This window comes from Caulobacter radicis (assembly GCF_003094615.1).
Lineage (GTDB): Bacteria > Pseudomonadota > Alphaproteobacteria > Caulobacterales > Caulobacteraceae > Caulobacter > Caulobacter radicis.
On record NZ_QDKO01000025.1, the window covers coordinates 133,921 to 157,709 of the forward strand.

General features: G+C 67.1%; 25 protein-coding genes. 13 read left to right on the plus strand and 12 right to left on the minus strand.

Annotation, left to right across the window (positions count from 1 at the left end; genetic code table 11):
* Positions 1 to 117: 117 nt before the first annotated feature.
* From DDF62_RS16455 to DDF62_RS16470, 4 genes are all read right to left on the minus strand, one after another.
* Entirely contained in the window at positions 118 to 300 is a 183-nt protein-coding gene (locus tag DDF62_RS16455) for a hypothetical protein (RefSeq protein WP_116490094.1), read from the minus strand.
* 193 nt (positions 301 to 493) lie between these two features.
* On the minus strand, positions 494 to 1,288 hold the full coding sequence (locus DDF62_RS16460) for an SDR family NAD(P)-dependent oxidoreductase (RefSeq protein ID WP_207780834.1): 795 nt from the start codon (positions 1,286 to 1,288) through the stop codon (positions 494 to 496).
* Positions 1,285 to 2,475, minus strand: coding sequence for a zinc-dependent alcohol dehydrogenase (locus DDF62_RS16465; RefSeq protein ID WP_116490151.1), 1,191 nt, complete (start codon positions 2,473 to 2,475; stop codon positions 1,285 to 1,287). The genes DDF62_RS16460 and DDF62_RS16465 overlap by 4 nt, the downstream gene beginning before the upstream one ends.
* Before the next feature lie 26 nt (positions 2,476 to 2,501).
* A complete protein-coding gene (locus DDF62_RS16470; protein ID WP_116490095.1) occupies positions 2,502 to 3,089 on the minus strand; it encodes an SRPBCC family protein in 588 nt (195 codons plus the stop codon).
* 302 nt (positions 3,090 to 3,391) lie between these two features.
* Between DDF62_RS16470 and DDF62_RS16475 the strand changes: the two genes are divergently transcribed.
* Genes DDF62_RS16475 through DDF62_RS16485 form a run of 3 tightly spaced genes read left to right on the plus strand, consistent with a single transcriptional unit; the run spans position 3,392 to position 4,823 of the window.
* Positions 3,392 to 4,324 (plus strand): iron-containing redox enzyme family protein, encoded by a 933-nt coding sequence (locus DDF62_RS16475; protein ID WP_116490096.1) that lies wholly within the window; start codon positions 3,392 to 3,394, stop codon positions 4,322 to 4,324.
* A 5-nt stretch (positions 4,325 to 4,329) separates the two neighbouring features.
* Complete coding sequence (locus tag DDF62_RS16480) at positions 4,330 to 4,566, plus strand: DUF2188 domain-containing protein (protein WP_133149164.1); 237 nt, start codon at positions 4,330 to 4,332, stop codon at positions 4,564 to 4,566.
* Positions 4,563 to 4,823 carry a hypothetical protein gene (locus DDF62_RS16485; RefSeq protein WP_101716311.1) on the plus strand — a complete coding sequence of 87 codons (261 nt, stop codon included), beginning with the start codon at positions 4,563 to 4,565 and terminating at the stop codon, positions 4,821 to 4,823. The genes DDF62_RS16480 and DDF62_RS16485 overlap by 4 nt, the downstream gene beginning before the upstream one ends.
* Positions 4,824 to 4,937: 114 nt before the next feature.
* Here DDF62_RS16485 and DDF62_RS16490 read toward each other — a convergent pair whose 3' ends face one another.
* Positions 4,938 to 5,672, minus strand: a complete 735-nt coding sequence (locus DDF62_RS16490; RefSeq protein WP_116490098.1) for a Crp/Fnr family transcriptional regulator — start codon at positions 5,670 to 5,672, stop codon at positions 4,938 to 4,940.
* Between the two features lie 130 nt (positions 5,673 to 5,802).
* Between DDF62_RS16490 and DDF62_RS16495 the strand changes: the two genes are divergently transcribed.
* The 3 genes from DDF62_RS16495 to DDF62_RS16505 all read left to right on the plus strand — a co-directional run bounded on the left by DDF62_RS16495 (position 5,803) and on the right by DDF62_RS16505 (position 7,361).
* Positions 5,803 to 6,003: a hypothetical protein gene (locus tag DDF62_RS16495; RefSeq protein WP_133244858.1), complete on the plus strand. Its 201-nt coding sequence runs from the start codon at positions 5,803 to 5,805 to the stop codon at positions 6,001 to 6,003.
* The gene (locus DDF62_RS16500; RefSeq protein WP_116490100.1) at positions 6,000 to 6,758 is read left to right on the plus strand and encodes a Crp/Fnr family transcriptional regulator; all 759 of its coding nucleotides are present in this window, start codon (positions 6,000 to 6,002) and stop codon (positions 6,756 to 6,758) included. Before DDF62_RS16495 ends, DDF62_RS16500 begins: the two co-directional genes overlap by 4 nt.
* Before the next feature lie 363 nt (positions 6,759 to 7,121).
* The gene (locus DDF62_RS16505) at positions 7,122 to 7,361 is read left to right on the plus strand and encodes a DUF6894 family protein (protein WP_116490101.1); all 240 of its coding nucleotides are present in this window, start codon (positions 7,122 to 7,124) and stop codon (positions 7,359 to 7,361) included.
* A 170-nt stretch (positions 7,362 to 7,531) separates the two neighbouring features.
* Here the strand turns inward: DDF62_RS16505 and DDF62_RS16510 are convergent, their stop codons facing one another.
* Positions 7,532 to 7,951: a hypothetical protein gene (locus DDF62_RS16510; RefSeq protein WP_116490102.1), complete on the minus strand. Its 420-nt coding sequence runs from the start codon at positions 7,949 to 7,951 to the stop codon at positions 7,532 to 7,534.
* Positions 7,952 to 8,154: 203 nt separating this feature from the next.
* Between DDF62_RS16510 and DDF62_RS16515 the strand changes: the two genes are divergently transcribed.
* The 6 genes from DDF62_RS16515 (at position 8,155) to ku (ending at position 15,908) form a co-directional block, all read left to right on the plus strand.
* Entirely contained in the window at positions 8,155 to 8,805 is a 651-nt protein-coding gene (locus DDF62_RS16515; protein WP_116490103.1) for a DUF6766 family protein, read from the plus strand.
* 629 nt (positions 8,806 to 9,434) lie between these two features.
* Positions 9,435 to 11,237, plus strand: coding sequence for a PAS domain-containing protein (locus DDF62_RS16525; protein ID WP_116490104.1), 1,803 nt, complete (start codon positions 9,435 to 9,437; stop codon positions 11,235 to 11,237).
* Positions 11,238 to 11,372: 135 nt separating this feature from the next.
* Positions 11,373 to 11,909 carry a hemerythrin domain-containing protein gene (locus tag DDF62_RS16530; RefSeq protein WP_116490105.1) on the plus strand — a complete coding sequence of 179 codons (537 nt, stop codon included), beginning with the start codon at positions 11,373 to 11,375 and terminating at the stop codon, positions 11,907 to 11,909.
* 66 nt (positions 11,910 to 11,975) lie between these two features.
* On the plus strand, positions 11,976 to 14,114 hold the full coding sequence (locus DDF62_RS16535) for a catalase (RefSeq protein WP_116490106.1): 2,139 nt from the start codon (positions 11,976 to 11,978) through the stop codon (positions 14,112 to 14,114).
* Positions 14,115 to 14,703: 589 nt separating this feature from the next.
* The gene (locus tag DDF62_RS16540) at positions 14,704 to 14,949 is read left to right on the plus strand and encodes a DUF5961 family protein (protein ID WP_101716301.1); all 246 of its coding nucleotides are present in this window, start codon (positions 14,704 to 14,706) and stop codon (positions 14,947 to 14,949) included.
* Between the two features lie 62 nt (positions 14,950 to 15,011).
* Positions 15,012 to 15,908 carry a non-homologous end joining protein Ku gene (gene ku / locus DDF62_RS16545; protein ID WP_116490107.1) on the plus strand — a complete coding sequence of 299 codons (897 nt, stop codon included), beginning with the start codon at positions 15,012 to 15,014 and terminating at the stop codon, positions 15,906 to 15,908.
* On the opposite strand, the gene DDF62_RS16550 is transcribed toward ku, so the two are convergent.
* The 4 genes from DDF62_RS16550 to DDF62_RS16565 all read right to left on the minus strand — a co-directional run bounded on the left by DDF62_RS16550 (position 15,905) and on the right by DDF62_RS16565 (position 20,248).
* Positions 15,905 to 16,456, minus strand: coding sequence for an efflux RND transporter periplasmic adaptor subunit (locus DDF62_RS16550; RefSeq protein ID WP_116490108.1), 552 nt, complete (start codon positions 16,454 to 16,456; stop codon positions 15,905 to 15,907). The two genes, ku and DDF62_RS16550, sit on opposite strands and share 4 nt — an antisense overlap.
* 3 nt (positions 16,457 to 16,459) lie before the next feature.
* A complete protein-coding gene (gene ligD, locus DDF62_RS16555) occupies positions 16,460 to 19,099 on the minus strand; it encodes a DNA ligase D (RefSeq protein WP_116490109.1) in 2,640 nt (879 codons plus the stop codon).
* A 126-nt stretch (positions 19,100 to 19,225) separates the two neighbouring features.
* Entirely contained in the window at positions 19,226 to 19,615 is a 390-nt protein-coding gene (locus DDF62_RS16560; RefSeq protein WP_116490110.1) for a DUF3597 family protein, read from the minus strand.
* A 27-nt stretch (positions 19,616 to 19,642) separates the two neighbouring features.
* Entirely contained in the window at positions 19,643 to 20,248 is a 606-nt protein-coding gene (locus DDF62_RS16565) for a DUF4142 domain-containing protein (RefSeq protein ID WP_116490152.1), read from the minus strand.
* A 195-nt stretch (positions 20,249 to 20,443) separates the two neighbouring features.
* Between DDF62_RS16565 and DDF62_RS16570 the strand changes: the two genes are divergently transcribed.
* Positions 20,444 to 21,397 carry an NAD(P)/FAD-dependent oxidoreductase gene (locus DDF62_RS16570; RefSeq protein WP_116490111.1) on the plus strand — a complete coding sequence of 318 codons (954 nt, stop codon included), beginning with the start codon at positions 20,444 to 20,446 and terminating at the stop codon, positions 21,395 to 21,397.
* Positions 21,398 to 21,416: 19 nt separating this feature from the next.
* On the opposite strand, the gene DDF62_RS16575 is transcribed toward DDF62_RS16570, so the two are convergent.
* Positions 21,417 to 22,658 (minus strand): DUF2252 family protein, encoded by a 1,242-nt coding sequence (locus DDF62_RS16575; RefSeq protein WP_116490112.1) that lies wholly within the window; start codon positions 22,656 to 22,658, stop codon positions 21,417 to 21,419.
* Entirely contained in the window at positions 22,658 to 23,524 is an 867-nt protein-coding gene (locus DDF62_RS16580) for a DUF1206 domain-containing protein (RefSeq protein WP_425267058.1), read from the minus strand. The genes DDF62_RS16575 and DDF62_RS16580 overlap by 1 nt, the downstream gene beginning before the upstream one ends.
* Positions 23,525 to 23,789: the final 265 nt, after the last annotated feature.

Sequence of the window (23,789 nt, forward strand, 5' to 3'; positions counted from 1 at the left end):
CCTGCGCGTGAAGACCGAAAGCGGAGCGATGGGCCTCGTTCCGCGGCCATCAAATGAAGGTTGTCCGGTAGAACCGTCGACGAAAGCGGGATCAGAGGTCCCGCGTGTCGCCACGACCTAGGGGGCCTTGCCCTTAAACGTGTCGCCGACCTCGGCGGCGCTGGGGCCGTCGGGTCCGGCGGCTTTCTGCTCGGCCTTGCCAGTGCGAACAGTTCCCTTCTCCGAGACCAACCCAGGTCGCTCTCCCGGCGGCAACGCCGCGTTGGACTGGCGCAATTCAGTATTGGGCTTGTCGCTCATAACCTTCTCCTATCGCCGTGAAGCCACCGCTTGGTGCTGTTCCCTCAGTCCGCGCCGTTGCCCGGATCGTCAGCCCTCGGGTCGCAGGTCGCATCTGTCTTGCGGTTCGGGTCGAGCGCTGGCGGCGGCGGCGCCTCAAGGCCCCCATCCCTGTCCCCAGCCTTCGGCGAAGCCTCCGGCTCTTGGGCGCCGATCATCGGTCTCCCGACCCCGGTTCGGCCATCTTGCGATGCTGCTCGGCCAGCACGCTCTGGGGCGTCACCGCCGCCATCGCCGCTTGCAGCTTGTTCTTGAAGCCGGCCACGACGTCGCCCTCGCCTTTTTGCATGGCGCGATAGCCCGCGAGCGCGACATCGGCCGGATCGGCCTTCTTGGGATCGGCCCCGACCTTGGTGTCGAGCATGTCGGCACGGTCGAAGAACTCCGTGTCGGTCGGACCCGGCATCAGGCAGCTGACCGAAACGCCGGTGTCCTTGAGCTCGTTGCGCAACGCCCAGGCGAAGCTGTCGAGGAACGCTTTGGTGGCGTTATAGACGGCTTGGAACGAGCCTGGCATCAGGCCGGCGATCGAGCCGGTGATCAGGATCCGCCCGCGGTCGCGATCGCGCATGTCCCTTGCCACCTGCTGGATCAGATAGACCGTGCCGGTGATGTTGGTGTCGATTACGAACCGGGCCTCGTTCCAGTCCTGGTCAAGGAAGCCGTCACCCAGGCCCCGGCCGGCGTTTGCCATCAGGGCGTCCACGGAGCGATCGCCGATCAGGTCCAGCAGTTGGTCGACGCCTTGCGTGGTCGACAGGTCCACCTGCAGGGATTGAACCCGCGTGCCGTGCTGTTCGAGACCGGTATGGGCCTCGACGATGGAAGGTTCGTCGGCGGCGATCACCAGGTCGTAACCGTCTTCGGCCGCCAGCTTGGCCAGTTCGTAGCCGATGCCCGACGAGGCGCCGGTAATCACGGCCAGGGGGCGCTGTTCCTCGATCATCATGCGGCTTCCTTCTGCCAGTCGGGCTTGAGGACGACCTTGGTCACCTCGTTCTGGTTTTCCTTGAACATCTTGTAGCCGTCAGGAGCGCTCTCCAGCGGCAGGCGGTGGCTGATCAGGAAGGTGGTGTCGATGACCCCCTCGCCGATCAGGTCGAGAAGCGGCCGCAGGTACTTGTGGACGTGGGTCTGGCCAGTGCGGATCTGCAGGCCCTTCTCCATCAGGGCGCCGATCGGGATCTTGTCGCCCATGCCGCCGTAGACGCCGGGGATCGAGACCCGCCCGCCGGTGCGGCAGGCCATCAGCACCTCGCGCAGAACATGGGCTCGGTCGGTGCCGATCCGCGTGGCCACTTTCACCGCGTCCACGACATTGTCGATCGAGAAACCGTGGCTCTCCATCCCCACCGCGTCGATGCAGGCGTCGGGGCCGATGCCGCCGGTCATGGCCATCAGAGCCTCGCGGACCTTGACGTCATGATAGTTGATCACCTTGGCGCCCATCGACCTGGCCAGCTCCAGGCGGTGGGGATGATGGTCGATGGCGATCACCTGGTGCGCGCCTTGGATCAGCGCGCTCTGGATCGCGAACAGACCGACTGGGCCGCAACCCCAGACCGCCACGGTGTCGCCCGGCTCGATCTGGCAGTTCTCAGCCGCCATCCAGCCGGTAGGCAGGATGTCGGACAGGAACAGCACCTTGTCGTCCTCGAGCCCGTCAGGAATGACGATGGGACCGACGTCGCTATAGGGCACGCGGACATATTCGGCCTGGCCGCCGGCATAGCCGCCGGTCATGTGCGAATAGCCGAACAGGCCCGTCATCGCCGTGCCATAGGCGATCTCGCCCAGGTCCTGGGTTTCGGCCGGGTTGGAGTTCTCGCATCCGGAAAACTGCTGCTTCTCGCAATGGAAGCATTTGCCGCAGGCGATCACGAACGGGACGACGACGCGCTGGCCCTTCTGCAAGGTCGAGCCGGGACCGGTCTCGACGACCTCGCCCATGAACTCATGGCCCAGGATGTCCCCGCGCTCCATGGAGGGGATCATGCTGTCGTAGAGGTGAAGATCGGAACCGCAGATCGCGGTCGAGGTGATCTTGATGATCGCATCGCGGGGATTGACGATCTTGGGGTCTGGAACGGTGTCCATCCGCACGTCGTGTTTGCCGTGCCAGGTCAAAGCGCGCATCGGCGGCTCCATCAATTGGGTTGGGGTCAGCCTTGCGGCGCGGCGTTGGAGGTCTTCGCGGTGGAGATCTCGCCCGTTTCCATCAACTGCTTGAAACGGCGCAGTTCTCGGCGCGCCTGGATCTTGGGCTCTTTCTGGAACAGCTTGGCGATCAGCTTGCCAAGGTCTCCCCCCGGCGGCTCGTAGACGATGGTGGCGGTCACCTCGGTGCCCCGTCCGGGGGGACCATCGCGAAACTCCACCCGCCCGAAGTTCTTGATGTCGGCGCCTTCAACCGACTCCCAGGCCAGGAGCTCGTTGTCGACCTCGTCGGTGAGGACGCTTTCCCACTCCACGGTCTTACCCGCCGGCGCCTTGACCACCCAGCGCCAGCGGCGATCGTCGCTGGGCGTGACGCTTTCGACGTTCTCAATGAAGCGCGCCAGGTTTCGAAAATCGCGCCAGAACGCATAGAGCTCGGCGCGCGGCCGATTGATGGTGACGGTGCGCCCCACCAAGGCGGCCTGGCGCCAGCCGCGCTCCTCGGCGACCTCGTGGGCGATGTCGCGCTGGTGCACGGCGGCGGTCAGCGGCGCGTCGCTTTGCAGCGCGCGGCCGATGGTCTCTTCGGACATCCTCGATCTCCTGGGTTCGGCGGATCAACCGCCCGCCGTCGCCGTTGTTCCGAAGGCGAAGGTCCAGGCGTATGGCGCCCATCAAATGACAGACGCCCGATGAACCCTCGCGCCGCCAAGGAAAAAGGCCGTTTCGCGAGGCTCAGTCGCTGAGCCGGCCATCCGACATTGGAACGCGCGCTTGGACCTCTCGTTTGTGCTGCTCGCCGCCGGTGACGCGGCCAGTGCAACCGCGGGAGACGGTAAGGATGCGCAATCTGCATTCACGCCCAACCGGCTCCCGCCCGATCGGAGTGCAAACCATGTTTGGTGGCGATCGCCTATCGCGCCTTGGCGCCTTCAGCCCGCAGTTTCCTGACGCCGACGCCCTGCACAAGGGCCTGGCGCACTGGAACCACTATCGCCTGTCGCCCGAGGCCCCGAGCGCTGACTGGCGCGACGCGATCGCACGAGAGCGCCTCATGAAGGAGGTGGAGGGCGAGTTCATCGAAGCCTTCCGCGCCCACGTCGCGCCGCTGGTCGAGACGGTCCCGAAGGAGGCCGAAGCCTTCGTGTCCTGGTTCGAGGCGCTCAAGGACCATGGTCCCGGCCAATGGGACCCGTTGTTCGACTGGCTGCAGGGCGCGGCCAGCCTCGAGGACATCAAATGGTTCCTGACCCAGGAGGCGGCGGGCGAGGCCGGTTTCGACGATCTGGTCGCCTTGACCCAGGTCAAGATTCCCGACCGCGCCAAGCTGGAACTGGCCCGCAACTATTGGGACGAGATGGGTCGCGGCAGCGTCAAGGGCATGCACGGCCCGATGCTCTCGCGAACGACCGCGACCCTGGGCCTGACACCGACCATCGACACCACCCTGTGGCAATCGCTTTGCCTGGCCAACACCATGACGGCTTTCGCCACCACGCGCCGCTATGCGTGGCACTCGGTCGGCGCTTTGGGCGTGGTCGAACTGACAGCGCCCGGCCGGGTGACCTGCGTCGATGCTGGTCTCAAGCGTGTCGGCGTCTCGCCAGAAGCCCGAAAGTACTTCGCGCTTCACGCCCATCTGGATGTCGAGCACTCCAAGGCCTGGAACACCGAGGCCCTGCTTCCGCTCGTGGCGGAGGATCCCATGCGCGCCCGGTACATCGCCGAAGGCGCGGTGATGCGTCTGATCTGCGGTGAGCAGTGCTTTGAGACCTATCGCGCCCATCTTTGGGCCCACGCCCGCCCATTGGTCTACGCGGCCGAGTGATCGCCATGACGACCCTCTTCGATGTCCTGCCCTACGATGGCGGGTGGTGCGTGAAGATCGCCGATACTGGCGAGGTTCTGTTCTTCCCTGCGCGCCGGCGTGCGATTGCAGAGGCCAGGCGCCTGGCGCGCCTCTGGCCCCGACCGGCCAGGATCAAGGTTCATGTGCGAGATGCGCCAAGCCCCCAGGCCTGGCGTCAGAATCCGGACGGCTTTGCCTATCCGCTGGGCGCGCCGGCATGACCGCGCCGGGGTCCTGCGTCCAGTCGGCGGTGGTCGGGCAGGCCGGGATCGGCGCGGACGATGCGATCTTCCGTTTCACGATCTCGCCTAGCCAAGGCCAATGGCTTTGGCGGACCTTCGAGCGTGACGGACGAACGCGCGCGCAGGGCCTGGCCCAAAGCCGAAAGCACGCCGCCGCGCTGATCATCCACGCCATCCTCCGATCGCGCGCTCCCGCCGCGGCGCCCACGATCAGCACGCCCTCCCGTGCGGCCTGAGGCGCTGATCGTGAGCTGGAAGGCTGATTGTCAGGCTCGCTTTTGGCTTCCCAGCGACCTGATAATTATCGGGGGCCGCAAGCCTTGGTCACACAACCCTCATGGCCGCGGCGATTAGACGGGATCGTTCTGAAGGCGCAGATAGGCTGGGTCGAACTGGCCAAGCCGCGCCAGGGCCTCCCAGTCGTTGACGGTCACGTGACCCGCCTTCCAGTCCAGGAGCCCCTGGCGACGCAGGTCCATCAGCACGCGATTGACGTGCACCTGGGTAAGACCCAGCACGTCACCAAGGTCGACCTGGGTCATGGGCAGAGAAAACCTCAAATCCGACGCGATGCCCGCCGCTTCGAGCCGCAGATAGAGCTCGCAGATCAGGTGCGCCAGGCGGCTGGCCGCGTTCTGTTGGCCAAGCGCCACCAGCCACTGCCTGTGGATGGCCGCATCGACCACCGTCTCCAGCCATAGCAACCGCGTCAGGTGGGGATGCTGTTGGGTGAGGCGTCGCAGGTCCTCGTGGGCGGCCGGCGCGACGACGCAGTCGGCCAAGGCCACGACGCCGTGGTCCATCTGCCGCATCAGAAGGCTGTGCAGGTCCACGAAGTCGCCGCCGATATTGATCTGGGTGAGCTGGCGCCCGCCGGTCGGCGTCAGCGTAAAGCGGGCGCAAAAGCCGCTGACCACGAAGGTGCTGAAATTGGGCCGGTCGCCGGGCTCCACCAGCGCCTTGCCGGCGGCGACCCGCCGCGTCGCCCCCAGGAGATTGGCCAGCGCCTCGCGCTCGATCGGAGTGATGACGTCGCGCCTGGCCATCTTTTCGATGAGCGGCGTGATCATGGGGGCTTGCGACATGGCGAGTTGGGGGACCTCCCCTCTCCCTTCAAGGACGACGCATTTTAGGCCGTCAAACGTTCTGGCCGATAACCTAGATCAACGCGGACCTGCGGCGATGGGCCTAGAATCCCTGCGCCTGGAGGATTCCTTGATCAGTCCGCTCATCTTTATTGGCGTCACAGACGATTGCAGGACAACGTTCGTCGACCTGGACATCGAGACGATCGACCCCGTGCAGCGGGCCAACGCCCTGCTGGCCGAGCACCGCAGTTGTGACGAGATCGAGGTCTGGCGCGATGACATTCGGATCGCCGTCATTGCGCGCGCCCCAGCGGATTCGCCATCTTGAACCGCCTTTTGATCGCCAGTCTCGACCGGTTCGGGCCTTTGCGCGAGGGCGTGCGCGAGCGCCTGTCGACGTGCGCGCTGACGTCGGAGACGTTCGAATCTGGCGATCTCATCATGGCGGCCGGCGAACGCTCTTGCCTGCGGCTCCTGGCGCGCGGGTTGGCCATTAAGCAAACGGTCTTGAGCGACGGCGGTCGCCAGATTTTCAGCGTTGCCACCCCGGGCGACCTGATCGACCTGGCCGGCCTCTTCGTAGAAAGCGATTACGAGGTGCGGGCGCTGGCGTCTTGTGAAGTGCGCAAACTGAGCCCGCTGGAGCTTCGGGCCATGCTGCGCGATCACGCCAGCTTTCTGGCGACCCTCTGCCGGGCGGTGCTGACCGAGGCGCGGGCGCAGCGCAATCGCCTGATTAGCCTGGGCCGCCGGTCTGCGGCGGCCCGCACGGCCAATCTCTTTTGCGAGATCTATTGGCGCCAGAAGAGCTTGGGCCTGGCCAAGGACAACCGTTGCGCCCTGCCGGCGGTACAAGGCGACATCGCCGACGCCCTGGGCCTCTCGGTCGTGCATATCCATAGGGTGCTGCGTGGTCTTCGCGACGATCACATGGCGGTCGTCAAGAACGGCGTCCTGCAGATTCTCGATTGGGATCGACTATCTGCGCTGGGCGACTTTGATCCAGAAGCCTTTCAGCCCCAGACCGACGCGGCTGACGGGCCTGTCAGCAGGCGGCAGAGCTCCAGCGAGCACCGGGCGTGACGCATGGGCGGCGTGATCAATTGATCGTCGCGGAGCCTTCGGGGAACGCCCGGCCGCGCGGCGGCCTTCTTTCAAACCCGGCTCGAGCCAGCCGCTCGACTGGCGGCGCAAGCTACGGAGAGGTCCGGGCTCGCCCGCCCGCCCAGGTCGGCGGCCGAGGATTAAGGGCGCTCCATTCATCGAGGATTTCTGTTCGATGACCCTGTCCACCAACCGCTCTGACGCCCAGCGCCTTGATCGCTGGTCCAGACTTCGTCGGGCTGAAGGCTGGCGAGGCGATAGCGCCGGTTTCAGGCGTCGGCCAAGGGCTGGGCTGACCCGGGAGACCGCGCGCGTCATTCAAAGCCCTCCGAGCTTGCGGCCATGAGCACCTTTCACTTCGACATCGACAGCGACGGCGCAACGACGACCGAAAAGGTCGAGGCCGTCGACCAGTTCGCAGCGATCAGGCAGGCCTTGCTGCTGGTCTCCGAAATCCTTCGCGACCATGCCCTTTGCGATCACACCACGATCTGCCTGCGCATCAGCGTCCGCGGCCAGGATGAACGGATCGTGTGGAAAGGCAGCGCCCGCAGCCTACAGCCCGACGCGCAGGAAAACTAGGCCTCTCCCCCGCGATCGTTCGAGCAGACCGGCCACGCACGAACCCGACAAGCCGGTACAGAGGCGTTCGGTGGCTCGCCCTGACCCCATCGCTCGACCCCGTCCGGGCGCCCGATCCGATGCCCATGGGCGCCCTGCCCCTTCCGAGGATCGGAGCGCGCGGAGAGCCCTCAGCCTGCCGGCGGCGGCTTCATCCACACCTCGACCTTGTGGACCGCGCCAGAGCCGTGTTCGTTGAGGGCGATGTCGGCGCGCCAGGCGGCTATCTCTGGATGACGGTCGAAAAACCCAAGGTCTTCGGCCGCGTGCACCTCGAAGATATTGTCGGCCGGACGCTTGGGGACCTCGCCGCGCTCGGCCGGGCCCGAAGCCTCCTTGAGGTCCGGCTTGAGCCAGATCAGCACTTCCCAGTCCTCGACCAGCGCTTGGCCTGCCTTCATCGCCACCTTGTAGCGCTCGATGTCCGGATGCTGGTCCCAGAACGCCTCGTCGTGCGGCTTGCCGCGGATCAGCAGGTCGGCGCCCTCAGGGGCGGCTGGCGCGGGAATGGGCCCTGCCTGGGCGGGATCGGACAACGGCGCCTCGAACATCAAGCTTCTCCTTGCGGCGATACCAAGCGCGGCTCGCGCCGCGCCCTCATCTCAACGCGCAGGAGGGCGGTGGGTGTCGGGGAGATCCCATCAAGCGTCGTCCGACATCGACCATCCCCCTCCGGCAAGCCGGTGGGCTGGATGCGCCGTCCACGCAAATGAGGGTCGTGGAACCAACCGGCCTGCCAGGCGACTTTTCCCAAATGGTTCGGTTCCTGAAGCGCAACGGTTTGACGATCGTGCTGATGGCGATGTTCGCCGCCAGTCTCGTCGGTCAGTGGCTGACGGGATGGCGTGTGGCGCTGCAGGATCTGCGGCGCCATGGCGAGCCTGGCATCGGACTGATCAGCTACTTATCCGACCCTGCCTTCATCTCGACCGTGTTTGAGAACTGGGAGAGCGAGTTCCTGCAGATGGCCGTCTACGTCGTGCTGACGGCCTATCTCTTCCAGCACGGTTCTTCGGAATCCAAGGACCCTGACGCCCCTGAGCGCGATGTCCTGCCCAGCAAGGCGCAGGACGCCCCGCCGCTGGCCCGCCGCGCCGGGCCTCTGGCCTGGCTCTACGCCCACTCGCTCGGACTTGTCCTGGCTCTGCTGTTCATGGCCGCTTTCGTCCTGCACTGGGTGTTCAGCGCCAAGCAGGCCGCCCAGGAGGCGGCCGAGCACGGTCAGGCGGCCCAAGGCGTTCTGGCCTATCTCGCCGACCCGCAACTTTGGTTCGAATCCTTCCAGAACTGGCAAAGCGAGTTCCTCTCGACCGCCGTGCTCGTGGTCCTGTCGATCGTCCTGCGCCAAAAGAACTCGCCAGAATCCAAGCCCGTCGCCGCGCCGGACAGCAAGACGGGCGCCTGATCAAGCCTGGGCCGCGGCTGTCGCAACCGAAGCTTGGCTTTGACGTTGTCGTCGCAGATGGGCTGCTGCATGCAAGGGCGGCCCGACTCTCGACCTCCCCTTGCCGGATCACCGCCTCGCTATGAGCTTCAAACTGTCCAAAATCCTGGCGGGTGGCGAAGTGGCGAGGCTGCTAGAGGCCGATGGCGTCATCGCAGGGATAGGCCGACCCTCCGCATGGCCTCAGCCCCTGCGCCAGCAGATCGAAGTGCTGCTGGGCGCGGCGTTCCCGATGTTCCTGATCTGGGGTCCCGAGCGGATCCTCATCTATAACGACGCCTATCGCCCCATCCTCGGCGACAAGCACCCAGGCGCTCTGGGCCAGCCATTCTGGACCGTGTGGCCCGAGGTGCGCGCCACCATCGAGCCGATCATCGAGGCGGCTTTCAGCGGCGCGGCCGCGTTCTATGAGGATCTGCCGGTCACCCTTCATCGGAAAGGCCAGGCCGAGCCGGCATGCTTCACCTTTTCCTACAGTCCGATACCGGTTGCGGACGAGGTTCCTGGCGTCCTTTGCGTGTGCGTCGAGACGACATCGGCCGCGCAGGAACGCGCCCGCCGCGAGGAGAGCGAGCGCACGCTTCTCTTTCTTGATCCTGACCCGCGCCACATCGACCCTGCCCAGCGCCGAGGCGGTGATGATGCGCGCGGCTCAGATGATCGGCGAGCACATGGGCGTGGCCATCTGCGCCTATGCCGACATGGATCCCGACCAGGACGGTTTCACCATTCGCGGCGACTGGGCCGTATCCGGCTCGACCTCCATCGTTGGCCGTTACCGCTTGGCCGACTTCGGCGAGATGGCGGTGGAGAACCTCTCGCGTGGCTTGCCGCTGGTCATCAACGACAATCTCGCGGAAATCGCCGCCCACGAGGCGGCCACCTTCCAGGCGATCGGCATAGGCGCGACCATCTGCATGCCGTTGGTGCGCGACGGCCGCCTTCGAGCGCTGATGGCCGTTCACCACAAGGGCCCGCACTTCTGGACCGACCGCGAGTTGGCCTTGGTGCGCGAGGTCACCGAGCGCTCTTGGGCGTTCGTGGAACGGGTGGCGTCCCAGGCTGAGCTGGCCGACAGCGCCGCCGAGCTGCGGCGGATCACCGACGCCGCCCCGGTGCTGATCGCCTATATTGATCGCGATGAGCGCTACCGGTTCGTCAATCGCGGGTACGAGGCGTGGTTTGGACGCCCACGCGAGGCGCTGCAGGGCCAACGCGTGCACGCGGTGCTCGGGGCGGCCTACGATCGGGTCAAGCCGTACCTGGAGGCGGCCCTGGCCGGGGAACGGGTGACGTTCGAAAGCCGCGTGGACTATCCCGCCAGCGGACCGCGCGATGTGCAGGTCGATTATATTCCGCGGCGCGGCGTCGACGGCGGGGTGGTCGGCCTTTACGCGGTGATCTCGGACGTCACTGAACGCATCGAGGCCGAACGTGCGCTTTTGCAAAGCGAGACGCGCCTGCGACTGGCCACCGAGTTTGGCGAGGTGGGGCTGTGGGACGTCGATAACGGCGATGGCGCTCTCTACTGGGACGACCGGGTCCGGGCGCTCTTTGGCCAGTCGCCCGGCGTGCCGGTCACCCTCGACGACTTCTACGGCGGGCTTCACCCCGACGACCTGGAGCCGACATCCAGGGCCTATGCGGCCGCCTGCGACCCGGCCGCGCAGGACCTCTACGACGTCGAATATCGCACCATCGGCGCGGAGGATGGGATAGAGCGCTGGGTGGCCGCCAAGGGGCGCGGGGTGTTCGACGCCGAGGATCGGTGTCTACGCGTGGTCGGCACGGCCATAGACATCACCGCCCGCAAGCACGCCGAGGCCGCGCGCGATTTGCTGATGCGCGAGGTCGATCATCGGGCCCGAAACGCCCTGGCCATCATCCAGTCGATCGTGCGCCTCACCGATGCGGCCGACCCCGCCGAGTTCCGTCAGGCCATCCACGGGCGCATCGAGGCCATGGCGCGGGCGCAGTCGGCGCTGGCCAGGACCCAATGGCGCGGCGGAACCATCGCCGAGGTGGTGCGAGAGGAGTTGGCCTCCGCGATCAGCACCGGGGCGCGGGTGCGCCTTTCGGGCGGCGAGATCGCCCTGCCCGCCGACCAGCTCCAGCCCCTGAGCATGATCCTCCACGAGCTGGCGACCAACGCCACCAAGTATGGGGCGCTGTCGGTGCGCGGGGGCCGCCTGGAGGTCAGTTGGGCCAGCGAGCGACAAGGCTGGTCGCTGGCCTGGGAGGAGCACGAAGGTCCGTCGGTGACCGCGCCATCGCGCTCGGGTTTCGGCTCGCGGCTAATGGCCAACCTGGCGCGCCAGCTCGACGGCCAGATCGACTTCGACTGGAACCGCGACGGGCTGTCGGTGCGCCTCAGGGCGGGCGCTCCGCCCTGAGGGGCCATTCCCAGCCCCCTTGCTGATCGGGAGGGATGCGGGGCGGCCCGCCCTGACCCATCGTTTGATCATCGCCGGAACGGCCGGATGGGCGGGCGGTTAAGACCGCGTCCTTCCCCAACCGGAACATCAACCATGGCCGTCACGGCGAAGACCAAAGCCAAACAGAAATCCGCACGGGCCGCCACCAAGGCGCAGGCCGCCCCCAAGACGCGCGGCCAAGACGCCATCGCTCTGCTGGAGGCCGATCACCGCCAGGTCGAGGACTATTTCGAGGCCTATGAGGGTCTGACCGACCCGGCCGCGAAGAAGGCCCTGGCCGACAAGATCTGTCTGGCCCTGAAGGTCCACACCCAGATCGAGGAAGAGTTCTTCTACCCACCGGCCCGAGAGGCGACGGGCGATGGCGATCTGATCGACGAAGCCATCGTCGAGCATATGGGCGCCAAGACCCTGATCGCCCAGATCGAGGCCGGGGCGCCGGACCAGCCGCTCTATGACGCCAAGGTCAAGGTGCTGGGTGAGCAGGTCCGCCACCATGTCGAGGAAGAGGAAAGCGAGCTCTTTCCCGAGGTGCGCGCCAGCGACCTGGATCTCGTCGCGCTCGGCGCGAAGCTTTCGGCCCGCAAGGCCGAACTGATGGCCCAACTCGCCCCGCCGTCCGCGCCTTAAGGCCCGCCGGCCAGCATAACCATCGCCCAGGCCTTAGGCCCCGCTTCAAATCGTCAGGATCTTCTCATGCCGACCAAGTCCAAGCCTTCGGCCGTCAAGGGCCCGATCGACACGCCTGACAGCACGGTCGGCGTCGAGACCCTCGTGGCGCCCGGCGCAGAACTGCATCAGCAGGCCGCCGACGAGACGACGCAATTGACCACCAACCAGGGCGTGCCGATCGGCGACAACCAGAATTCGCTGAAGGCCGGCGCGCGCGGACCGGTGCTGTTGCAGGACTTCATCCTGCGCGAGAAGATCATGCATTTCGACCACGAGCGCATTCCCGAGCGCGTGGTCCATGCCCGCGGCTCGGCCGCGCACGGCTTTTTCGAATGCCTGGAGGACCTGTCGGCCATCACCACCGCCGACTTCCTTCAACGCCCCGGCGAGCGCATCCCCGTCTTCACCCGCTTCTCGACCGTGGCCGGCAACAAGGGCTCGATGGATCTGGCCCGCGACGTGCGCGGCTTCGCCGTAAAGTTCTACACCCGGCAAGGCAATTTCGATCTCGTCGGCAACAACATCCCGGTGTTCTTCATCCAGGACGCCATCAAGTTTCCCGACCTGATCCATGCGGCAAAGCAGGATCCCGATCGCGAGTTTCCCCAGGCCCAGACTGCCCACGACACCTTCTGGGACTACATCTCGCTGACGCCCGAGAGCCTGCACATGGTCATGTGGATCATGTCGGACCGAACCATCCCGCGCTCCTACCGGATGATGGAGGGGTTCGGCGTCCACACCTTTCGGCTCGTCAATGCCGCGGGTGAGAGCACCTTCGTCAAGTTCCACTGGCGGCCCAAGCTCAATGCCCAGTCGGTGATCTGGGACGAGGCCCTGAAGATCAATGGCGCGGATCCGGACTTCCATCGCCGCGACCTGTGGGAAGCCATCGACAATGGCGACTTTCCCGAGTGGGAGTTCTGCCTGCAGACCTTCAGCCAGGAAGAGGCTGACGCCCTGCCCTTCGACGTGCTGGACGCCACCAAGCTCATCCCCGAAGAGGTGATCCCGCTGCGGGTCGTCGGCCGCATGGTGCTGGACCGCAACCCCGACAACTTCTTCGCCGAAACCGAGCAGGTCGCCTACTGCGCGTCGCATGTGGTGCCGGGCGTCGACTTCACCAACGACCCGCTGCTGCAGGGACGGCTGTTCTCCTACCAGGACACCCAGCTCAAGCGCCTGGGCTCGGCCAATTTCCACCAGATCCCGATCAACCAGCCGCGCTGCCCGTTCCACAACTTGCAGCGAGACGGCCACATGCAGATGGGCCTGCCCAAGGGCCAGGTGAACTATGAGCCCTCCAGCCTAGGCGAGGACATCAAACGCGAGAGCCAGGCCGGCGGCTATCGCACCTTCCCTAGTCTGGAGACCGGTGAGCAGCTGCGCATTCGTCCCGAGACCTTCGCCGACCACTATAGCCAGGCGCGCCTGTTCTTCCTCAGCCAAACGCAGCCGGAGCGCGATCACATCGTCGCCGCCCTGATCTTCGAGCTCTCCAAGTGCAATGTGGCGCGGGTGCGCACGGCGATGCTGTCGCGCCTGGTCAGTATCGACGAGAGCCTGGCCGCGCGGGTCGCCGCCGGCCTGGGCGTCATCAATCCGATCGTTGCGGCCCCCGCCCCGGTCCCGCCCCAGGATCTGGCGCCCTCGCCGGCGCTGAGCATCCTGGCCAAGGCCGCCCCAGGCCTGGTCGGCCGCAAGGTCGGCGTCCTGGTCACCGACGGCGTCGACGACGCGCTGCTGGATGAGCTGAAGGCCGCGGTCGAAGCGGCCGGCGCCAAGCTGGCGATCATCGCCCCGACCATCACCGGGGTGACCACCGCCGGCGGCCAGCTGGTCCCCGCCGATTTCCGGATCGACGGCGGACCGTCGGTCCTGTTCGACGCGGTGGCTCTCCTGCCTTCCGACGCCGGCGGCGCGGCCTTGGCGCTGGAGGCGACGGCGGTCAACTTCGTGCGCGACGCCTTCGGCCACCTGAAGGTCATCGCCTACCTGCCGGCCGCCGCGCCGCTCTTCGTCAAGGGGGGGCTCTCCGACGCCAATCCCGACGCGGACGCGGGTCTCATCAATCTGCCGACCAAAGCCGTGGCCGACTTCATCGCCGCCGCGGAAGCAGGCCGGATCTGGGCCCGTGAGCCCCTGGTGCGCAATGTCTACTAGGGCATTCGCCCTTGGCCTAGCGAACGCCTGGCCAAGGGCGGCCGGTCGACCACCGGCCTTTTGGTGAGTTTCGCGCCGGCCAGGAACGATGCGCCGCCCCGGAACTTATATCTGCGTCCACACAGCGCCTTTCCTGGCCCTGGGGACGCCAGCGGCCCGGCCAGACGCCCCCCGACGATCGCCGGGCCGCACTCTTCCCTTCGTTCAAACCCGCGCCGAGCGCGCAGGAACCCTGACCCTGTGGCCATACCTCCCCGGGTCGCCGCATGCCGCGCAAGGCGTGCTGACGGTGGGCCGCCAGATCGACCGGGCGACGTTCGAAATCCCCTACGTCGGCTCCCGAAGCCAGCGCCTGGCCGAGGGCGGGGTCGGCGGTGATCCACGCGCGAGGCGTTGGGGCGGCGCCGCGACGGGCTGACGCTCGACGGCGGCGAGGATTTCGAAGTGGCGATACCGGCGCCGGCTGACGGCAGGCCCACCGCCTAGTTCGAGAGCGCCGGCGAAATCCGCTGACAGGCCTGGCAGCGCCTGGTCGGTCGCCTTGAATCCTTCGGCGGCTTCGCGCGTTGATGCCGCCAGGAGACCCGTGATGACCAACACCACGCACGACGACCGGCGTTTCAGCGTTCACGCGCGCCACGCTGGCCCCCATCATGGGCGCATCGTGCGCGAGCCTTCCTTTGAGGCCGCCGCCGTCGCCTATGTCGAGGACCTCGCGGTCGCGCCGGACGAGGACGGCCAGATCAGCGTGGTGGTGCGTGACCTCGATACCGGCGGCGAGCACTGCTTCCGCATCGACCTGGAAACCGGCGAGACCGCGCCCTGCGGCGTTTGAGAACGAAACAGGCCGACCATCGTTTTCTCCCTGCGCCCCGGTGGGCGGCAAGGATGCTCGACATGGCTTATCGTCCAACCTGGCAAGGACATCTTCGGCTTTCGCTCGTGACCTGCCCGGTGGCGCTGTACACCGCCACCAACAGCGGTGGCGAGGTGCATTTCAACCTGATCAATCCGGACACCAACAACCGGATCAAGATGGTCACCACCGACCCTGACACCGGGCCGGTCGAGCGCGCCAAGCTGGTCAAGGGCTATGAGGTCTCCAAGGGCGAGTACATCCTGCTGACCCAGGACGAGATCAACGCCGTGAAGCTGGAGAGCACAAAGACCATCGACATCGAGCGCTTCGTGCCCGCCGAGGAGATCGACCGGATTTACTGGGACAATCCCTATTATCTGGCCCCCGACGGAAAGCTCGCCCAGGAAGCCTTCGCTGTGATCCGCGAGTCGATGGAGCGCTCGGGGCAGATCGCGCTGGGACGGGTCGTGATGTCGACCCGCGAGCGCCTCCTGGCGCTGGAGCCCCGCGGCAAGGGCATCCTGGCCTATACGCTGCGCACCGACGCCGAAGTGCGCAAGGAGGACGAGGTGTTCGGCTCGATCAGCGACAAGGCCGCCGACCCTCAAATGATCGCCATCGCCCAGAAGATCATCGAACAGCAGGAAGGCCCTTTTGACCCGGGCCAGTTCGTCGATCGCTACGAAGAGGCGCTCAAGGACCTGATCAAGGCCAAGCAGAAGGGCCACAAGATCGCCAAGGTCGAGGAGCCCGAGGACACCAATGTCATCGACCTGATGGCCGCCCTGCGCGCCAGCCTGGGCGGGAAGGACGCCGCGCCCGCCAAGTCCTCAGCCAAGCCCAAGCCCGCGGCCAAGGCGGCGACCAAGCCCGCCGTCAAGGCCAAGACCACCTCCAAAGCCGCCTCGCCCCACAAGGCCCGCAAGGCAGGCTAGGCGTCACCGCCCGCGGCGCGATAGGACCGGCGCGCCGCTTCCAAGGCCGTCTCGGCCGTCTTGCGGGCCTTGGCCCACGCCTGGCGCGCGGCCAGCTCCTCAGCCTCAAGGGCCTTGCGCCGACGCTCAAAGTCCTTCTCCTCGTCCAACCGCCGGGCGTTGATCGACGCGAGCGCCTTTTGCGCGGCGTCCAGCGCCGAACGATCGGGCGGCGAGCCCGCCAGCGCCACCGGCGCGGCCTTCGCCAGGACCTTCAAGGCTGGCTTGCCGCGCGGCGGCGGATCGGGAACCTGAGGCAGTCCGGGGTCGAGACTGAACGGGTCCTGGGAGCCCACCGCGCGACGCAGCGGGACCTCAGGATGCGCCAGCGCAACGGCCGCGGCGTGGGGATCGTCGCTGACCTTGGCCCGCCCCTCGGCGAAAAGATTCTGGCGCGTGCCCCAGGCGGCCAAGGCCGCGGCTTGGTTTGGCGCGGCCACCACGCTGTCATGGAAGCCGAACTGGGCCTGATAGACCTTCAGCCGGCGAGGCGCGGGGGCCCTGGCCATCTCCTAGACCTTCCCTAGCCGACGGATAGCCGCCTCCAGCGGCCGCTCGCCCTCGCAGTAATCTTCCCAGGCTGCGAGCCTGCGCACCAAGCCCGGCGTCGTACGGACCGTATACTTGGCCGGATCGAGGCCCTTTTTCACCTGGCTCCAGGTCAGCGGCATCGACACCGGCGCGCCCGGCCGCCCGCGCGGCGACAGCGGCGCCACGGCCGTGGCCATGCGGTCGTTGCGCAGATAGTCCAGGAAGATCTTTCCCCCGCGCTTGGCCTTGGCCATGACGATCAGATAGTTTTCCGGATCGTCGTGGGCCATGGCCTTGCAAACGTCGCGGGCGAACGCCTTGGCGATGTCCCAATCCAGCCCTTCGGCCGATAGAGGCGTGACTACGTGCAGGCCCTTGCCGCCCGTGGTCTTGCAGAACGACACCAGGCCAAGGTCGGCCAGTCGGTCACGCACCTCGCGCGCGCCTTCGATCACCCGCTCGAACGGCACGTCCGGGGCGGGGTCGAGGTCAAAGACCAGGCGCCCCGGCTGCTCGGGCAGGAAGGGCTCACAGTTCCAAGGGTGTAGCTCCAGGGCCCCGACCTGGGCGGCGGCGACCAGAGCCTCGATCTTGTCGAACTGCAGATAGGGTTTGCGGTCGCCCCAGACGCTCACCTCGGAGATCAGGGCCGATTGACCCTGGCCGGCATGGCGCTGGAAGAACTTCTGCTCGCCCTGGACGCCATCGGGCATGCGGATCATCGAGCAGGGCCGGCCGCGCAAATGCTCGATCATCCAATCTCCCACCGCCTCATAATATTGCGCCAGATCGAGCTTGGTGACCGGCCGGCCGTCGGCCGCGTCAGGCCAGAGCGCCTTGCCCGCGTTGGACAGGGTCTGGCCCATCACCACCGCCGAGCCCCGGGGACTGACACTGGCCGCCTTGACCGTGACGCTCGCGCCCTTCTGGGCCCTGGGCTCGGCGAGCGCCGTCGCGGGGGATGCGGGCGCTTCTGCCTCGACCTCGGCGGCGGGCTTGTCCTCGCGCAGGCCCTTGAAGGCGGCTTGGCGCAGGAGCCCGTCGGCCGTGAAGCCCTCGTATTCGATCTCGGCCACCAGGTCGGGCCGCAGCCAATGAACCTCGCCAACGCCGCCGCGGGACGGGCCCTTGCTCGCGAACGGGCTCTTGGCGGTCTCCAGGGCCTTAAGCCTCGGCAGCAGGATCGAAAGCTTGTCGCGGCCAAACCCGGCGCCGATCCGACCGACATGGACCAGTTGACCGTCGCGATGGACCCCGGCGATCAAGGACCGAAATGCGCCGGCGGTGGTCGTATAGCCACCGATCACCACTTCATGGCCGGCCCGGCACTTGGACTTGGTCCAAGCTTCACCCCGGCCCGAGCGGTAGGGCGCGTCCAGGCGCTTGGAGACGATGCCCTCCAGGTCCATCCGGCAAGCCGACAGCAGCACCGCATCGCCTGCGGTGATGAAGTGATCGACGAAGCGCAAAACCCCGTCGCCCCCGGCGACGTGGCGGGCCAGCCGCGCCTTGCGGGCCGACAGCGGCAGGTCACGCAGGTCCTCCAGGCCGTCGAACAGCAGGTCGAAGACGAAGAACACCAGGTTTACGGTGTTCTTTTGCGAGATTGCCGCCTGTAGGGCCGCGAAGTCGGGGGCGCCGGTATGATCGAGCGCGACGACCTCGCCATCGATGATCCCGTCGCCTAGGCCCGCGCCAGCCTGGGTGATCTCCGGGAACTTGGTCGACCAGTCCAGCCCTTTGCGGGTGCGTAAGGCCGCCTTGCCGCGTTCAGTGCGCAACTGCATCCGGTAGCCGTCGAACTTGATCTCGTGGGCCCAACCGGGTCCGGACGGCGGCTTGTCGGCGGGCTTGGTCAGCTGCGGCTCGATGAAGACCGGCAGCACCTTGGCGCGCTTGACCTTCGCCTGGCCACCCCTCGTCTGGGATTCGTCCGGCGCGATCAGCCCCGGCGGCGCGCCGTCGTCGCGATCGCTCTGCCAGATCGCGCCGGCCGGCGCCCCCTCCCCGGTCATGAACGGCGTGGCGGCATTGCCCTTGCCGCTGGCGATCTCGGCCATGGTCCGTCGCGAGGCGATCGAGCGATCCGCATCCGTGGGTCCGGACCGATTGCCCGGCTGGGCGGCCTCGTCGCGGTGCTTGATCAGCATCCAGCTAGCCCGTCCCCGAGCGTCGCGCTTGGTGCGTACGATCACCCAGGAGCCATGCATGCGGCCGCCTTCCATGACGAACTTCAGCTCGCCCTTGGCCAGGGCCGCGCCGATCTTTTCGAACCCCTTCTCCGGCGCCCAGTAGCCGCGATCCCAAAGCATCACCGTGCCGCCGCCGTATTGCCCCTTGGGAATGGAGCCTTCGAAGTCGCCGTAGTCGAGGGGGTGGTCCTCCACCTCCATGGCCAGCCGCCGGTCGGCCGGGTCGAGCGAGGGTCCCTTGGGCACGGCCCACGATCGGAAGGTCCCGTCATACTCAAGGCGCAGGTCGAAATGCAGGTGACTGGCCGCGTGCTTCTGGATGACGAAGCGCAAAGCCTGCGAGGGAGCGATCCTGGCGCGCCCCGACGGCTCGGCCGTCTTCGAGAAATCGCGCATCGCCTGGTACTGTTTGAGCTTGTTATCCGCCATGGCCGCTCCTTCGAGGAGCCAAACGGCCAGGCCGCGCCGGTGATCCGTCGGAGGGGCGACGCCGAGGCTGCGATCCAGAAGGAAAGCCACTGGCGGCTCGGATGAGCCCGCGCCGCCAGCAAAGCGTTACCGGTACAGGCTATCGGGGACTTGGCCGCCGTTCTCGGCCAGCTTCTTCATCACCGCCTTGTGCAGCGCGATGTTCTGTTCGGCGCTCCCGGCCTCACCGACATGGACGCCCAGTTCGTCGGCCAGCCCCTTGCGGGCCTCCAGGCTCGAATCCAGCTTCAGAAGCTTCAGCAGGTCGACGATCGAGCTGCGCCAATTGCCGCCGCCGCCTTCGATCTCAGCCATCGAGGTCAGGACCGCCTCGACATCGACCGGGACGGGGGTCGGAGCGGGGGCCGGAGCCGGCGCGACCGGGGCGACCGCGCTCGCCGTAGCCGGCGCGGCCGGCGCGGCCTTGGCCTGGTCGTGATGGAAGATCCTGTCGACGATCTTGGAAAAAAGACCCATGGGGACGCGTCTCCTATCAAATGATGCTTAGTGGACGGCCGAGGCCAGGCCCTGGACGTGGCTGAGGTGGGCCTTGATCTTGGGCAGGGCCTTGGCCGCCCCACCCTTGAGGCCGCCATCGTCGCCGTGATCGGCATAGCCCTGCATCAAAGTGAGGGCCTCCTTGTGAGCGGCTTCCTGCTGGGTCAGGTAGACCTTGTCGAAGTCGGCCGGGGCCGCAGCGTTGAGATTGTCGATCAGACCCTTGCGGCGCTCATCCAGCGCAGCCGGCGCCGACTTGCCTGCGGCGACGACGAGCGGTTTGAGGGCGTTGGAGAGCGCGGTGTGGTCGGTGACCATTTGCTTGCCAAAATCCTTGACCGCCTGGGTCTGGCCCTTTTGTTGAGCGATTTGGCCGGCCTGGATCTCGTACATGTCGCTGATCGCGGCGTTGGTTACGAAGGCCTCGGTCGACATCGGCCCGGTTACGGCCGCGGCCGTCCCCACGGCGGTGGATGCGGCGTCCTGCGCGGCGTTGACGGCCGCGTTGCTCGTGCCCGGATCGGCCGGGGCGGGCTCGGCGTCCTTCTTTTGACATGCGGCGAGCGTCAGGGCGGCCAGGGCGGCGGCGGTCAAAAGTGCGTAACGGGCCATGGTCGGCGTCTCCATCGGTTTCGCGATCGCTCCCGGGCGGGGCGGCAACTGAACGGCGCGGCTTGCCCGACGTTCCCGCCAGACGCCGTCGTGGCGCGACCAGATCAGGGCGGCGGTAAAGACCCCCGGCCTCTTTTCGGAACGGCCAAGGCGAGCGCTCGTTAAGGCGCCTCTAGCCACCGGACGAACGCGCCCATGACGAGATCTTCTGCTTTGCCGGACGCAGCCAAGATCGATGAGTACGACGTGATCGTCGTCGGCGCGGGTCCCGCCGGGCTTACGGCGGCGACGTACCTTGGGCGCTTTCGCCGCAAGGTGCTGATCCTCGACGGCGGGCGTCCTCGCGCCGACTGGATACCCGAGAGCCACAATACGCCAGGCTTCCCCGGAGGCGTCGGCGGGCGCCGGCTTCTCGCCGACATGGGCCGACAGGCAAGTCTCTACGGCGCCGAACGCAGGGCTGGGCGGGCCGTTCGTCTGTCACGCCAAGCCGAGCGCTTCGAAGTCATGCTGGAGACAGCTGGCGGCGATCCGGGCGCTCCCCCCCGCGTGTTCGCGCGCTTCGTGCTGCTGGCGACAGGCGTCGTCGATCGGCTGCCGGACTTGGACGGAGTGGAAGCGGCGATCCGGGCGGCCAAGGTGCGCATGTGCCCGATTTGCGACGCCTACGAGGCCATCGATCAGGCCATCGCCGTGCTCGGCGAGGGCGATCTGGGAGCGCGCGAGGCCGCCTTCCTGACGACCTATTCGCAGAGGGTGACGCTGCTGCACCTTGGCGATCCGGCCACGCTCACCGATCGTCAGGCCCTCGACGACCACGGCGTGGAAGTCTTGCCGATCACGCTGGGCGACCTTGCCGTGGGTAGAGAGGCGGTCAAGGTGGGGCGCGGCGGTGCGGCGCAGAGGTCCTTCGATTGCCTCTACCTGGCGCTTGGATGTGAGATGCAAAGCCGCTTGGCGTTGGCTTGCGGCGCGGCTCACGACGCCGACGGCAACCTCCTGGTCAGCGCCCATCAGGAAACCTCGATCGCCGGCCTCTACGCTGCGGGCGATGTCGTGCGCGGGCTAAATCAGATCGCCGTGGCCTCAGCCGAGGCCGCCATCGCCGCCACTGACATTCACAGGCGTCTAAGAGCTCTGACCCAATGAGCGGCCAGTCCGCTTCCCGTTAGTCCTGGCCCAGACCCAGGGCGTAACGCCGACAATGCTCGAGATAGGCCGCCTCGTGCACGGCCACCAGATCCACGACGCTGGACCACAGCCAGGAGGGGGCGTCCAAGGCGCCGGAACGATTGCGCGACAGGTCGGCGATCCAGGCCTTGCGCGCGGCCCCGTCCATTTGCCGGCCATGGGCATGCCCCACCACGCCGGCCAGGGCGCGAGCGGCGTCCATGGCCTGGGCCGGCGCCAGCCCCACGATCTCCAGCTTCATGTCTTGGGGCATCAGTTCACGGACGAACACGGCCTTGTCGAGCAGACGGCCGGAAGCCATGCGCTGGCCAAGATGGGGAGACAGGGCCAAGGCCCCCGCCACCACCCGCTCTGCGTTGTCGCGCGGCATGGCCGCGTCGCGATCGCGTGGCGCGGCGGCCTTGATGGCTTCCTTGATGTCGAGGAAGCAGATGTCGGGTGCGTCGCCGCCGCCATCGACTTCCAGCAGCACGGCAAAGCGCAGCCGGCCCAGCGAACTGCAGCCCTTTACCCAATAGGCCGCGTCCAGCATCCGGATGTCGTCCTTCTTGCTGCGGGACTTGAGGCTGGTGACCAGCGCCCTGACCGGATCGCTGGCGCAGATCGCCTCGATCTCATCGCGCTCGGTCCTGGTGATCGGCCAGAAGCGCCGGCCGATGGGGATCACAGGCTGCGCGCCGCGCAGACGATCGGCCGCCAGATGCTTCCAGGTCCGACGCTCGGCCTCGCGCACCACCGCACCGATCATCGGCGGATGCGAGGCTTCGGCCTCGAAATCACCGGCCAGGGCGTCCTCGTAGCCATCGACCATGGCCTCCATCATCTGGGCGGTGATGACGCCGGGCAGGTCCGAGCCGCGCGCCGCGCAGGCCAGTGACAGGCCAAGCCGGATAAGGTCGTGAGCCGGATTGCCGATGACGGTCTGATCCAGATCGCGGATCTGGATGTCGACATCGCCCGTGGCGCTCGCCAGAGGCCCCAGATTGCCCAGGTGGCAGTCGCCGCAGATCCACACCGGCGGGCCGCTGGGCAGACTCGAAGGCCGAGCCTCCAACCAGTCGTAGAACTTGACCGTGCTGCCGCGGACGTAGGCGTGGGCCGATCGGGCCATTTTGAGATTGCGCGTGCGCGCCAGCAGTGGGCCGCGCTTGGCGGGGGTGGGTGCGCGGGCCTCTCGCGAAGCGGCCTTGGCGCGGGCGATGCGATCGTCCCGGGCCATCAGGCGAGCGCCTGGGCGGGACGGATGCGCCGGAACGCCGCCTCGACCAAACCAAAGAGGCCGAAAGCCGCCAAGCCCAAGGCGATCAGGCCCAGGACCCAGGATCCGAGCGGCTGGCGCTCAAGCGCCTGCAAGGCGCCGCCCCAACTATGGACGTCGGCGCTACGCGCTTCCAGCCCCGCCTTGATCAGGAAGACGCCGGCCGGCAATGTGGCCAAGCCCCGCGCTCCATAGCCGATCCTGGCCAGGGGCGCGACCACCCGGCACAGCCGCGCATCACATGAAAGGCGCTTGGAAAAATCCTGCATCAGGCCCTGGATGACGTTGCCTATACCGACCCCGACAAGGGTCAGCCCCGCCAGCAGCAACAGCGTCTCGCCGTAGGGCCAGTTCAGGATCGCGGCAGCCGCGCCGTGGGCGGCCTGTTCCTCATCGGCTTCTCCAACATCCTCGAAGGCGTCGAGCAGTTCCAGGCCGCAGAGCCCAAGGCCGCCGTAGATTAGTCCGCTGACGGCTTGGCCGACGCGCACGGCGATAGCCTTGGGCGAGACGCCCTGGCGATCGGCGTCGAGGCCTGCCTGCAGGCCGCGCCAGACCGCAAAGCCCAGCAGACCCAGCGACACCAGAGCCACGATCACCAGCCCTGGCGGCCAAGCGGCCCAGGCCGCCAGCATCGCCTTGGCGCCGCGCGCCCGCGGCGTCATATCGACCGCGGCTAGGAGAACGATCGCGCCCAGGCCGAGATAGACGACGCCACGCGCGGCGTAGCCGAGCCGACCGGCCCATTCGAGCCCCTGAATGATCTCGTCCCGCGCCGCCAGGCGCCTCAGACGCCGCGCCCAAGGCTGTGCTTGTGCTGATCCCACTTTCCGATCCTCGCGCGTTCGCCAACGGCCAAGCGCTGCCGTCGGGCAGGCTGAACGACGCCCTCGCGGCTAACGTTCCGCGCTCGATGCTGCGCCCTGTCAAAAGATCGCCGGGCGCCCCTTTGGGCTTCTTCCAGGTCAGCGTGTGCAACCTCTCCTAGCACGAGGTGTTTCGGCCCTGCTCGCGGCGGCGCGGGCCCGTCTCCCAGAGTTGTTCCCCCATGTCTCAGGTCGCCAGCCCCGCCCCTGCCGTTGGCGAAACCCT